At 70.7% G+C, this 11,545-nt stretch carries 10 protein-coding genes; 7 read left to right on the forward strand and 3 right to left on the reverse strand.

Features of this window, described 5'->3' with window-relative positions; all coding sequences use genetic code 11:
* Nucleotides 1-387: 387 nt before the first annotated feature.
* Both K7W41_RS00745 and K7W41_RS00750 read right to left on the reverse strand, forming a co-directional pair.
* Nucleotides 388-1,491, reverse strand: coding sequence for a M48 family metallopeptidase (locus tag K7W41_RS00745; RefSeq protein WP_224603740.1), 1,104 nt, complete (start codon nt 1,489-1,491; stop codon nt 388-390).
* Between the two features lie 2 nt (nt 1,492-1,493).
* A complete protein-coding gene (locus K7W41_RS00750; protein ID WP_224603742.1) occupies nt 1,494-2,639 on the reverse strand; it encodes a YjgN family protein in 1,146 nt (381 codons plus the stop codon).
* A 298-nt stretch (nt 2,640-2,937) separates the two neighbouring features.
* On the opposite strand from K7W41_RS00750, the gene K7W41_RS00755 reads away from it, so the two are divergent.
* The gene (locus tag K7W41_RS00755; protein WP_224603745.1) at nt 2,938-3,510 is read left to right on the forward strand and encodes a gamma carbonic anhydrase family protein; all 573 of its coding nucleotides are present in this window, start codon (nt 2,938-2,940) and stop codon (nt 3,508-3,510) included.
* Between the two features lie 21 nt (nt 3,511-3,531).
* Nucleotides 3,532-4,329 (forward strand): hypothetical protein, encoded by a 798-nt coding sequence (locus K7W41_RS00760; RefSeq protein WP_224603748.1) that lies wholly within the window; start codon nt 3,532-3,534, stop codon nt 4,327-4,329.
* Nucleotides 4,330-4,389: 60 nt separating this feature from the next.
* Here K7W41_RS00760 and K7W41_RS00765 read toward each other — a convergent pair whose 3' ends face one another.
* Nucleotides 4,390-5,232 carry an SDR family oxidoreductase gene (locus tag K7W41_RS00765; RefSeq protein WP_224603750.1) on the reverse strand — a complete coding sequence of 281 codons (843 nt, stop codon included), beginning with the start codon at nt 5,230-5,232 and terminating at the stop codon, nt 4,390-4,392.
* A 370-nt stretch (nt 5,233-5,602) separates the two neighbouring features.
* Here K7W41_RS00765 and K7W41_RS00770 point away from each other — a divergent pair, with 370 nt between their 5' ends.
* From K7W41_RS00770 to K7W41_RS23435, 5 genes are all read left to right on the forward strand, one after another.
* On the forward strand, nt 5,603-6,595 hold the full coding sequence (locus K7W41_RS00770; protein WP_224603753.1) for an extracellular solute-binding protein: 993 nt from the start codon (nt 5,603-5,605) through the stop codon (nt 6,593-6,595).
* A 137-nt stretch (nt 6,596-6,732) separates the two neighbouring features.
* Entirely contained in the window at nt 6,733-8,313 is a 1,581-nt protein-coding gene (locus tag K7W41_RS00775) for an ABC transporter permease (protein WP_224603756.1), read from the forward strand.
* Nucleotides 8,310-9,341 carry an ABC transporter ATP-binding protein gene (locus K7W41_RS00780; protein WP_224603758.1) on the forward strand — a complete coding sequence of 344 codons (1,032 nt, stop codon included), beginning with the start codon at nt 8,310-8,312 and terminating at the stop codon, nt 9,339-9,341. Before K7W41_RS00775 ends, K7W41_RS00780 begins: the two co-directional genes overlap by 4 nt.
* A gap of 69 nt (nt 9,342-9,410) precedes the next feature.
* Nucleotides 9,411-10,079, forward strand: a complete 669-nt coding sequence (locus tag K7W41_RS00785) for a response regulator transcription factor (protein WP_224603761.1) — start codon at nt 9,411-9,413, stop codon at nt 10,077-10,079.
* Nucleotides 10,080-10,122: 43 nt separating this feature from the next.
* Nucleotides 10,123-11,403 carry a sensor histidine kinase gene (locus tag K7W41_RS23435; RefSeq protein ID WP_318010882.1) on the forward strand — a complete coding sequence of 427 codons (1,281 nt, stop codon included), beginning with the start codon at nt 10,123-10,125 and terminating at the stop codon, nt 11,401-11,403.
* Nucleotides 11,404-11,545 lie beyond the last annotated feature (142 nt).

Here is an 11,545-nt window from a genome sequence, read left to right on the forward strand (position 1 = left end):
TGCCGTAAGCAGGCCCCTTGCCCAGCTTGCTGTGAGCCATAACAGGGGAGAGGGCCAGGGAGGCGGGCACAAAGATTTCAGGCTGATGGAGGCGGGAAGAGGCACCCTCCCGCATGGCCTAACGTGCAGGGTGGCCTGGAAGGCCGGCAGCTCTGCAGCCCTGAGTGCCGGATACGGGACTCCTCTGATTGCAAAGCAGAGTGGGAAGAGCGCAACTCTGCCGTTCCATCGCCGTCGTCCCGTAGTTTCCCGTCTTCGCCCTCCTGCAGAGCTCTCCGAGTCTGCAATGCAGCGCTGCGAGTCCGCTCACCCCTTGCCTTCGGCGCACCTGAGTTCCGCATGACTGGCTGACCATAAGAGCGACGCCCTGCCCCCGCTGACGCGGGGCTACTGTTTCACCGCTTCCAACGCCCGCAGGTCCTCAATGCGCTCGCGGGTGACCGGGTGCGAGCTGAGCAGGTCCAGCCACGAGCCTCCGCTGTCCTCGCCGTCCTTGCTGGCCTCTTTCTCTAGCTGAGCCAGCATGGTCTGCAGGGGCACCGTGGTTCCGTACACCCGCAGCAGGTAGCCCGCCGCGATACGGTCTGCCTCGCTCTCGGCGGCGCGGGAGTAGCCGCTGCGCAGCAACGTGGCCGGCACAGCCGCCGCGAAGGTGCCCGCGCTGACCAGATCGCCGGTCAGCAGGGTCACCACCAGCGACACCCCCAGCGCCTGATACACCGTGGCCACGCCGTGCCGCCGCGTCACATGGGCGGTTTCGTGGGCCAGCACCCCCACGAGTTCGCGGTCACTGCGCGCCAGTTTCACCAGCTGATCGGTCATGACAATGGTGCCGCCCGGCAGCGCAAAAGCGTTGGCGCCCAGCCCCAGGTCACTGCTGGGTTTGCCGTCGCGCAGCAGCAGCCGGTACGAGTACCCGCCCCCGGCCCAGTCGCGCACCGGGGCGAACGCCGCCTGCAACTGCGCCTGCCGCGCCGCGCTGAGCTTGGATGGCCCCATGTAATCCTCGGTGTCCAGCAGCTCAATGGTTTGGCGGTCAAAGGTGGCCAGGACGCTGCGCGGGGTTACGAGCGCGGCCTGCGTGGCCAGCGCCGGAATGCCCCAGACCACGAAAGCGGCGCCCAGCGCGCCCGCCACCACCAGCGCGCCCAGCGCCGTGGTCCAGCGGCCTTCCAGGCCCCGCACGCCGCGCAGCACGCGGTTGTGCCCGCTCTGCGCTTCCCAGCGGCGCAGCGCGGCGTCGTCATCCGTTTCAAAGCGGCTGCCGTCGGGAAACTTCAGGCGGCGGCGCACGCCGGGAATGCTGGGGTCCACGGTGACCTGCGCGGCCTGCCAGTGCACAGCGCTGGCCGCCACGCCCCCGCCCACCACCCGCAGTGCCGCGCCCTGGGCACCCAGCGTCAGTTCGGCGGGGTGGGGCCGGCTGCTGCGGCCATCGAAGTACACGCCCTGCACCACCGTGTCTGACGGGCTGGCCGGCGCACGGTTCATCCTCAGAACCCCACCTGAATATCCAGCAGTTCACTGGCGGCCTCGCCCAGCGCAGATTCGCCGGTGGTGGCCTGCCCCATGAAGGTGTCCAGCGGCACCAGCGAGCGCACCTGAATGCCGCCCATGATGTACCGGGTGCGCCGCACCGCCGCCCACGGGGTGGCCAGCCCCAGCGTCAACAGCTGCGCGAGGCTGTTGGTGACCCCAATCCACACCAGCCGCCACGGCGAGAAACTGGCGCCGGTGCGCACCACGCCGCCCAGTTCAGCGTGGTTGAGCACGTAAGCCATGACCGCCGCGCGCACGTACTGCCACGCCAGGGCGTACAGCGCCAGCACCCCGACGTAGACGGCCGCGCCCGCGGCCAGAAAGCCCCAGCCCACGGTGTCGCTGTCCGGGTCCATGCCCAGGAAGTCGCCGCCGCTCAGGGCCGCTGCGCCGCCCGCCACCAGCACCAGCAGCAGGCCCAGCGCCACCCCGCCGCCGATCACCAGCCCCAGCCCAGTCAGGCCGATCAGGTAAAACGGCGCCACATCGCCCCGGAAGTGGGTGCGGGCCGTGCCGTAGGCCAGGTGATCCAGCTGGTAGCGCCGCTGCATAAACCACGCCCAGGGCAGCGCCAGCCCCGAGGTAAAGCTGGCGGCCAGATTGGCGGCGCCGTAGGCCACATACGCCTGCCCCACCGAGCCGTGAAACGAGAAATTCAGGCCCCGGTGAAAGGTGTTGACTGCCTGAAAGCGCAGCGACTGCCGCACCAGCCAGGGGTAAAAGCCCGCGTAGATCAGCAGCAGCAGCACCCCCAGCAGAATGTACTTGAGGTCCTGAGACTGCAGCGCCAGCGCGTACAGCACCGACAGCCCGCCAATCAGCAGGTAGCCGCGCAGCAGCGCCCAGGGATTGGCGCGGTACTCAAAGTTCTGACCGTCCACCCAGGTGTGGCCGTAGAAATACTGCCGGGTGCGCACCCGCGCCCAGGGCATGTACAGCCCAAAAGTCACCAGCGTCAGCGCCACATTCACGATCCAGATGCGGAAGTATTCGCCGGCCTGCCCGGTGAAACTCACCGGGTGGTGCAGCACGGTGGGCGGGGCCTGCCGCTCAAAGACGGGGCGGCCCAGGCTGGGGGCGGCAAGCGGAACGTCGGTCATCCCCAGCATGGTACCGGGCCGCCCTGGCCGCCTGGGCCGCAGATGTGGGGGGCCTCCGGTGGGGGTGGGCCGCTGGGCTGGGGAAGAGGCATTCACCGCTGCCCGCCCCTCCCGGCCAGAGGCGGCTGGGGACGTGCGGGCAGGGGCCAACTTCCCCTGTCCAGCGGGCCCGGCGGGGGCGCGCTGGCCCGTGCTACCCTGGGCGGCAGTTCACCATCTGCCCCGGGGTGTGGCGCGTGTCCTGGTGCCCGGCTGGGCACCGCAGCGGCCCTGCCCGTGGCTTTCCGGAGGAAAAGGCATGCCGCGCTACGCCCTGGACGGGCACGTCCCCCAGATTGATCCCACTGCATTTCTTGCCCCCAGTGCCGACGTGATCGGTCAGGTCACGGTGGCCGAGCACGCCAGCATCTGGTACGGCGCGGTGCTGCGCGGCGACCTGGAACCCATCACCGTGGGGCCGGGCAGCAACGTGCAAGACGGCGCGGTGCTGCACACCGACGCGGGCTGGCCCTGCGTGCTGAGGGAGGGCGTGACCGTGGGCCACCGCGCAGTGGTGCACGGCGCCACCTGTGGCCCAGGCAGTCTGGTAGGCATGGGCGCCGTGATGCTCAGCGGCTCCAGCCTGGGGGCCGGGGCGATGCTGGGCGCCGGGGCCGTGCTGCCCGAAGGCGCGCATGTGCCCGACGGCATGCTGGCCGTGGGCGTGCCGGCCCGTGTGGTGCGCCCCGCCCCCAGCGGCGGCAACGCGCAGCGGTATGTGCTCAATGCCCAGCGCTTTCGCCAGGGCGCCCGCCTGCTGCCCGAACAGGCTGACGCGGACAACCCCACTGCCGGTCCCGGCGCCCCGGCAGTTCTGTCTGAGGCGCTGTGAGCCTGCGCGCCGGAGCTGCCCATGACTGACCCGCAGCCGGGCCCCGACCTGGGCGAGGCCGCCCCCGACCTGACCCCCATGTTTCCGGGGGCCGCGCCGTTTCTGGCCCGTTTTCTGCCGCAGGCGGTGCCCGCGCACGCGGGGCTGCACGTCAGTTTCTGCGACCTGCACGCCTTTTTAAAGTACCTGCATGATCAGGCGTGGTACGGCTACCTGCACGCCAGCCTGGAAGAACACAGCGCCTACGTGCTGCTGTACGAGGGCCGCACCGTGACTGCGGCGGCCGGCAGCCTGACCGGCGAGCAGGCCCTGGGCGAACTGCTGGGGCTGTATGAGCAGGGGGCGCTGCTGGACGCCTGCGCCATGGACCCGCAGCTGACCCACGCCCTGAGCGGCATAGGCTCGCGCGCCTGGAAATTCAATCTGACCGAGGACTTCACGGGGCTGCATGCCCGGCCGGGCGGGGCCATCTTTTATGTGCGCGGGCAGATTATGGCGACCATGCCTGCCACGCTGCCCTACGAGGGGGCCTTTCCAGCGCCGCTGCGGCCCCAGACCCTGATTCTGCCGCGCAGTCTGGCGGGTTGGGCGCACCACCATTACGTGCTGACCCTGCGGGGCAAAGACGCCCTGAACGCCATCACCAACGTGCATCAGGCCTTCCGCACCCGCCACGGCCAGCCGGGCCTGGGCTTTCTGCGCGCCCTGGCCGAGGGCCTGACCCCCGCCGAGTTTGCCCTGCGCGATGACGGCGCCCTGCACGAATTAGAGGCCCTGGTGCAGGAGTTCGTGGCCGGCGGCTTCGTGCGCGAGGCCTGAGCGGGGAGAGCCCTTCCGCTGGCCCATGTCCACCCCTCGCCCCTCGGCCAGGGGGCTCTTTCAGCGCCCAGCCGGCTTTATGTCCGCCACGTACGCCTCACTGAGCTGCCACAGGGCCAGCGCCGCGCCGTCATCCAGCGCCTGGGGGGCGGGCGTCGTTTCGCGGCTTTCGCTGTAGTAGCGGCCCGAGGCGGTCAGCGGCGCGGTGGCCACGTGCAGCGTGGTCTGCGCGCCCTGTTCCGGCGTCAGGGCAAAGCGGTCCACGATGCCGTACAACCGGCTGACCCAGCCGCCGTTATTGTGCGCAAAGCCGGTGGCCACCATGCCGGGGTGCAGGCTGCTGCTCAGCACGCCGCGTTCACGCCGCGCCAGTTCACGGGCGAACAGGATGTTGGCCAGCTTGCTCTGGGCGTAGGCGGCCCAGCCCCCGTAGCCCCGGCGAAATTCTGGGTCGTCCAACCGCAGCCTGCCCATGGCGTGCGCGGCGCTGGCCACCGTGATCACCCGGGGCGCCGCCGACTGGCGCAGCAGCGGCAGCAACTCGCGGGTGAGCAGGAAAGGGGAGAGGTGGTTCAGGGCCCAGGTGCGCTCGATGCCCTCACGCGTTTCCTGCCGCTCGCGGTAAAAAGCCCCGGCATTGTTGATCAGCACGTCCAGCTGCCCGTTCTGCTCGCGCACCTGCGCCGCCAGCCGCTGCACCTGCGCCAGCTCGGAGAGGTCGGCCAGGAAGGTGCCCGCCGCGCCGATCTCCCCGGCCACACGGCCTGTTTTCTGGGGATCGCGGCCCACGATCAGCACGCGCTCGCCCTGACGGGCCAGTTCGCGGGCCGTGACCAGCCCGATGCCGCCAGTGGCGCCAGTCACCAGCACGGTGCGGGGGGAAGCAGCAGAAGGCAGGCTCATGGGGGCAGCATAGTGCACGCCACACGGGCCCAAAAAGAGGCCGGAGGCAGTGGGGGCACCGCTTCCGACTTCGTGCGCAGCGGACTTCACCCGGCCCGCCTTTGTATTCAGTTGCGCTGGTACTGCCCAGTGTAGGTGATGGCCGTCACAGAAGTGTCACATCTGAGGCGGCGGCAGGTGATCTGGGCTGACGGTGGTTGAAACAAGGTGATGCCGTGCCAGCGCGGCGTATCTGCCTCTCCCTCCCCCAATCCTTGGCCAGCCGTTCTGTGGTGTCCAGCTGGGCAGAACACCCGACCACAGGCCACCACTGTGACTTGCGGGACATTCATCCCTGACTATCCCGAGTGTTTTACTTAGGATTGCGGCCATGACCCGAACTGCCCTGACCCTCGGCGCCCTGCTGCTCGCTGGCTCCAGCCTTGCCCAGACCACCCTGACCGTGTACTCGGGCCGCGCCAAGACCTTCGTGGACCCCGTGGTGCAGCAGTTCGAGCGCCAGACCGGTATCAAGGTGAACGTGCGCTACGGCACCGACGCCCAGCTGGTCGCCGCCCTGCGTGAAGAGGGCGCGCGCAGCCCTGCCGACGTGTACTGGGGCAACTCGGTAGGCGCGCTGGGCGAACTGGCCTCCGAGAACCGCTTTACCAAGCTGGGCACCGCGCTGACCCGCAACGTCAGCGACGACTACCTGCCCGACAACCGCGCGTGGCTGCCCACCACCGTGCGCTTCCGCACCCTGGCCTACAACACGGCCAAGATCAAGCCCGAATCTCTGCCCGACTCTGTTCTGGACCTGCCCAAGATGACCAGCCTCAAGGGGCGCATTGGCTGGACGGTGTCTTACCCCAGCTTTCAGGACTTCCTGGCCGCCATGATTTCCAAGTACGGCGAGGCCACCACCAAGGCCTGGATTGAAGGCATGAAGGCCCTGCAGCCCAAGGACTACAAGACCAGCAACGTGGGCATGCTCGAAGCCATGCGCGCCGGCGAGATCGACGTGGCGCTGACCAACCACTACTACATCCAGCGCGTCAACCGCCTGAACTACCCCATTGACACCTACTTCTTCAAGGCGGGCGACATTGGCAACCTGGGCAACGCCACGGGTGCGGGCATCCTGAAGACCAGCAAGAACCAGGCCGCCGCCCTGCGCTTCCTGCAGGCCCTGGTCGCCAAGGACGCCCAGACCTTCTTCCTCAGCGTCAACTTCGAGTACCCGGTGATTGGCAACATCCTGCAGCCCACGACCATGCTGCCCTACGCCGACGTGGTCAAGCGCAGCCCCCGCATTGACCCCACCGTGCTCCCCAAGAACATCGAAAAGGCCCAGAAGCTCCTGCGCGACGCCGGCCTGCTGTAAGCCCAGGCGAAACTGCCGCCCCTGCCCGCACCCTGGGCCGGGGCTTTTTTTGCCCGGCCGGGACGCGTGGCCCGAATGCTGACTATTCCGGTCTGCTATGGTGACCCGGCTGCCCTGCTTTGCTGTCTGCGCTGCCCATGACCCACCGCCGCCCGCCCCTGCCCCTGCTGCTGCCCGCCCTGCTGACGGTGCTGGGCGTGCTTTTGCCGCTGGTGTATCTGGTGGTGCGGGCGTTTGGCGCCGAAGGGACAGAACTGCGCGAGATCGTGTTCCGGACGCGCAATCTGGAACTGCTGGGCAACACGCTGTTGCTGACGGCCGCCACGCTGCTGACCACCACGCTGGTGGCCCTGCCGCTGGCGTTTGTGGCCGCCCGCACCACCCTGCGCCCGCGCTGGCTGCCCATGCTGCTGGGGGTGCTGCCGCTGGCCATTCCCGGCTACGTGGGCGCCTACGCCCTGATTGCGGCCAGCGGCCCCGGCGGCACCATTCAGGCCTGGACTGGCCTGAACTGGCCTGGGCCCACCGGCTTCTGGGGCGCGCTGGGCGTGCTGACCCTGTTCACCTTTCCGTACCTGTTCCTGAACCTGCAGTCGGCGCTGCGCAGCCTGGACCCCGCCCTGGAAGACGCCGCCCGGCTGCTGGGCCGCACCCGGCGCCAGACCTTCCTGGCTGTCACGCTGCCCCACCTGCGCCCGGCGTGGCTGTCCGGGGCCCTGCTGATCGCCCTGCATGTGCTGGGCGACTTCAGCGTGGTGAGCCTGATGCGCTACCCCACCTTCAGCGCCGCCATTTACCAGCAGTACACAGCGGCCTACGACCGGGTGTATTCGGCGTGGCTGGCCCTGGGCCTGCTGCTGGTGACGGGCGCGGTGCTGTGGCTGGAAGCCCGGCTGGTGCGGGGCCTGCACCTGTCGCGCGTGTCGCCGGGGGGCGCCCGCCAGCCGCGCCGGGTCTCGCTGGGCCGCGCCGCGCCGCTGGCCTGGGCCTTTCTGGCGGCGCTGGCCGGGGCCACGCTGGTGGTGCCGCTGGGCACCGTGCTGCACTGGTTGCGCCTGGAGACAAACCCCTACGCCTGGGCCGGGTTGCAAGAAGCCCTGCAGGGGGCTCTGGGCGCCGCCGCGCTGGCGGCCCTGACCACCACCGCCCTGGCGTTTCCGCTGGCCTACATTGGCAGCCGGGCGCAGGGGCGGCTGGCCCGCATCACCGAGCGGGCGGCCTACCTGGGCTACGCCACCCCGCCGCTGGCCTTTGCCCTGGCCCTGATCTTCTTTACCCTGCGGCTGGCGCCGCCCCTGTACCAGACCTTTCCGCTGCTGATCGCCGCCTACACCCTGCACTTTGTGGCCGAAGCGGTGGGGCCCATCCGCACGGGGCTCACCCGCGCCACGCCCCGCCTGGAAGAAGCCGCGCGGGTGCTGGGCCAGAGCGGCGTAGGTGCCCTGCGCCGGGTGACTCTGCCGCTGCTGCGCCCGGGGCTGCTGGTGAGTGCGGCCTTCGTGTTCCTGAGCGTGCTCAAGGAATTGCCGCTGACCCTGCTGCTGGCGCCCACCGGCTTTGAAACCCTGGCCCGCAACGTCTGGACCTACACCGAAGAAGCGCAGTACGCCGCCGCCGCCCCCTACGCCCTGGCCCTGGCGGTCAGCGGCGCGGGCCTGACCCTGCTGATCCTGCGCCGCGAGCGCCCCCGTGAGCGGCGCCGAAAGGACCGACCATGACCTCGCCCATTCTGGAACTGGAGGGGCTGACCAAACGCTATGCCCCCGGCCTGCCCCCGGTGGTGGACGGCCTGAACCTCAGCGTTCAAAGCGGTGAACTGCTGACCCTGCTGGGGCCCTCGGGCTGCGGCAAGACCACCACCCTGCGCCTGATTGCGGGCCTGGAGCGCCCCGATGCGGGCACCGTGCGCATTGCCGGGCGCGATGTCACCGCCCCCTTTGCCCCGCCCGAGCGCCGGGGCGTGGGGCTGGTGTTTCAGGACTACGCGCTGTTTCCGCACCTGACCGTGCTGGGCAACGTGCTCTTCGGCCTGCGCCACCTGCCGCGCGCCGCGCGCCTGCCCCGGGCCCGCGAGACCCTGGCCCTGGTGGGGCTGACCGTCTTTGAGTCCCGGCGCCCCGATCAGCTCTCAGGCGGGCAGCAGCAGCGGGTGGCGCTGGCGCGCGCCCTGGCTCCGCGCCCCAGTGTGCTGCTGCTGGACGAACCCTTTTCCAACCTGGACGCGCAGCTGCGCCACAGCACCCGCCAGGAGGTGCGCGCCATCCTGCACCAGAGCGGCACCACGGCGGTGCTGGTCACCCACGACCAGGAAGAGGCCCTGGCCTTCAGTGACCGGCTGGTCCTGATGCGCGGCGGCCACGTTGAGCAGGTGGGCCCCCCGCACGAGGTCTACGCGCAGCCGCGCACCGCGTTTGTGGCGAACTTCCTGGGGCGCAGCAACCTGCTCTCGGGCACCGCCGACCGCCACATGGCCCGCACGGCGCTGGGCGTGGTGCCCCTGCGCGAAGCCGCCAGCGGCCCGGTGATGGTGAGTGTGCGCCCCGAACACCTGGGCTTTACCGACGACCCCGCCGCCCCCGAAGTGACCATCGTGGCGCGGGAATTCAAGGGCCACGACGTGACCTACACTGTGCGGCTGGCCGGCCACGCCCAGGACCTGCTGGTGCACCGCCCCAGCGACGAGGTGCGCCCAGAAGGCACCCAGGCCCGCCTGCAGGTGCTGCAGCCGGCGCGGGCGGTGCAGTAAGGCGCCGCGTGGGCCTGCCCGGCCCCGCCCTTCCATATGGCTGTTAACCGCGCCGGGTAAGCTGCCCCTATGCGGTTTCTGATCGTGGAAGACGAGGTGGGCATCCGCCACCCGCTGGCGGCCAGCCTGCGCGAGGCGGGCTACGCGGTGGACGAGGCGGGGTGCGCCCGTGAAGCCCACGAACTGGCCGTGAGTTTTCCCTTCGACGCCCTGATGGTGGATGTGGGCCTGCCCGAGGGCACCCAGGCGGGCTTTGACCTGGTGCGCACGTTGCGGGACGAGGGCTGCGCGGCGCCGGTGCTGTTTCTCACGGCGCGCGACGCGGTGGAAGACCGCATCACCGGGCTGGACAGCGGCGGCGACGACTATCTGGTCAAACCCTTTCACCTGGGCGAGGTGCAGGCGCGGCTGCGCGCCCTGGTGCGCCGGGGCCGCGCCGAGGTGCAGAGCACCCGCACCTGGCGCGACCTGAAGCTGGACTGGACCGGACGCGCCGTGTTCCGCGCGGGCGCGCGCGTGGCGCTGACCGCCAAGGAGTTCTCGCTGCTGGAGGTGCTGGCCTCGCATCCCGGGCGCATCTTTACCCGCGAGGAACTCATTGACCGGGTGTGGGACGGCCGCTTTGACGCCGAGTCCAACGTGGTGGACACCTACGTGCGCAACCTGCGGCGCAAGCTGGGCGACGAGGTCGTGGTCACCACGCGCGGCCTGGGCTACAGCTTTCCCGACCAGGAGTGACGCCCTGACCCTGCGCGCCCGCCTGACCCTGCTGACCTTCAGCGTGCTGCTGCTCTCCCTGCTGGCCTTTGCCGGCGTGGCGGGCTTTCTGCTGTGGCGCCTGGAGCGCGCCAGCGTCGTGCGGCAGATCGAGGCCCAGGCCGAGGCGCTGCTGGCGGTGTCGGCCGGCACGCCCGCCCAGCTGCGCTTGGCCGCCACCGAACTGCTCGAAGAGCAGGGGCAGGCGGCGGCGGCGCGCGTGTACCAGGGCGCCGCGCTGCGTTTTCTGGGCGGCGCCGCCGCGCCCGATACCCTGGACCCCACCTTCCTGAACGACCAGGAAGTGCGCGCCACGCGCCAGAGCGGCAACTTTCTGGTGACCTCGCGCCGGGCAGGCGAGGTGACGGTGCAGGTGGGGCGCAACCTGGCGCCGCTGAAACACCTGCTGCGCCGCTACACCCTGGCGGCCCTGCTGACCCTGCTGGGCCTGAGCGTGCTGCTGGGCCTGGTGGTGGCGCGGGCGGTGCGCCGGGCCCTGCGCCCCCTGGAGGCCCTGGCCGCGCGGGTGCAGACCCTGGAATCGGCCGAGCCGCTGCCCGCCCTGGCCGAGCCCGGCGAGGTGGGCGCCCTGGCCCGCGCCCTGGACCGCAGCCTGCAGGCCCTGCGCGCCGAGCGGGCGCACGAAACCCTGTTTCTGGCCAGCGCCTCACACGAACTGCGCACCCCGGTCACGGCGATTCTGGCCGACGTGCAGCACACCCTGAGCCGCCCGCGTTCGCCTGAGGACCTGCACGCCGCCCTGGTGCGCACCGAGCGCACCGCCAGCCGCCTGCGGGGCCTGACCGGCAACCTGATGAACCTCACGCGGGCCAACGCCCTGCCCGGCGGCGCGGCGTGGCCGGACCTGGACCTGCTGACCCTGGCCGGCGAGGCGGTGGACCTGCTGCAGCCCCTGGCCTCGCGCCGCGCCCTGGACCTGTGGCTGGACGGCGACAGCGCGCCCCTGCGCGGCGATCCCGGCCTGCTGGGCGGCCTGCTGGAAAATCTGATCGGCAACGCGATCAAGTTCACGCCTCCGGGCGGGCGGGTGCAGGTCGTGGTGGGCCCAGAGGCCGGCGGCGCCCGCCTGACCGTGCAGGACACTGGCCCCGGCTTTCCCGCTGGCACCCTCACCGACGCCTTTGTGCGCGGCCAGACCGACACCGAGGGATTTGGCCTGGGCTTGGCGGTGGTGCGGCGGGTGGTGGAGGTCCACGGCGGCACCCTGACGCTGGGCCCGGCCCCCGGCGGCGGCGCGCAGGCCACCGTGTGGCTGCCGCCCGGGGGACCCGTCGGAACGGCGTAAGGGGCGGAGCGGGGACGACAGAGGGGAAAGCTCGCCCCCAGCCCAGGAGGCCGCGCGCTGTGGGGTTCCTCCGGTCTGAACGGCACCGGGAAGGCTTGAGGCTTCCTCTCAGCGCCCAGCACCTGTCCCGTGCGCGCTGCCC

The sequence above is a fragment of the Deinococcus multiflagellatus genome (assembly GCF_020166415.1).
Classification (GTDB): Bacteria; Deinococcota; Deinococci; order Deinococcales; family Deinococcaceae; genus Deinococcus; species Deinococcus multiflagellatus.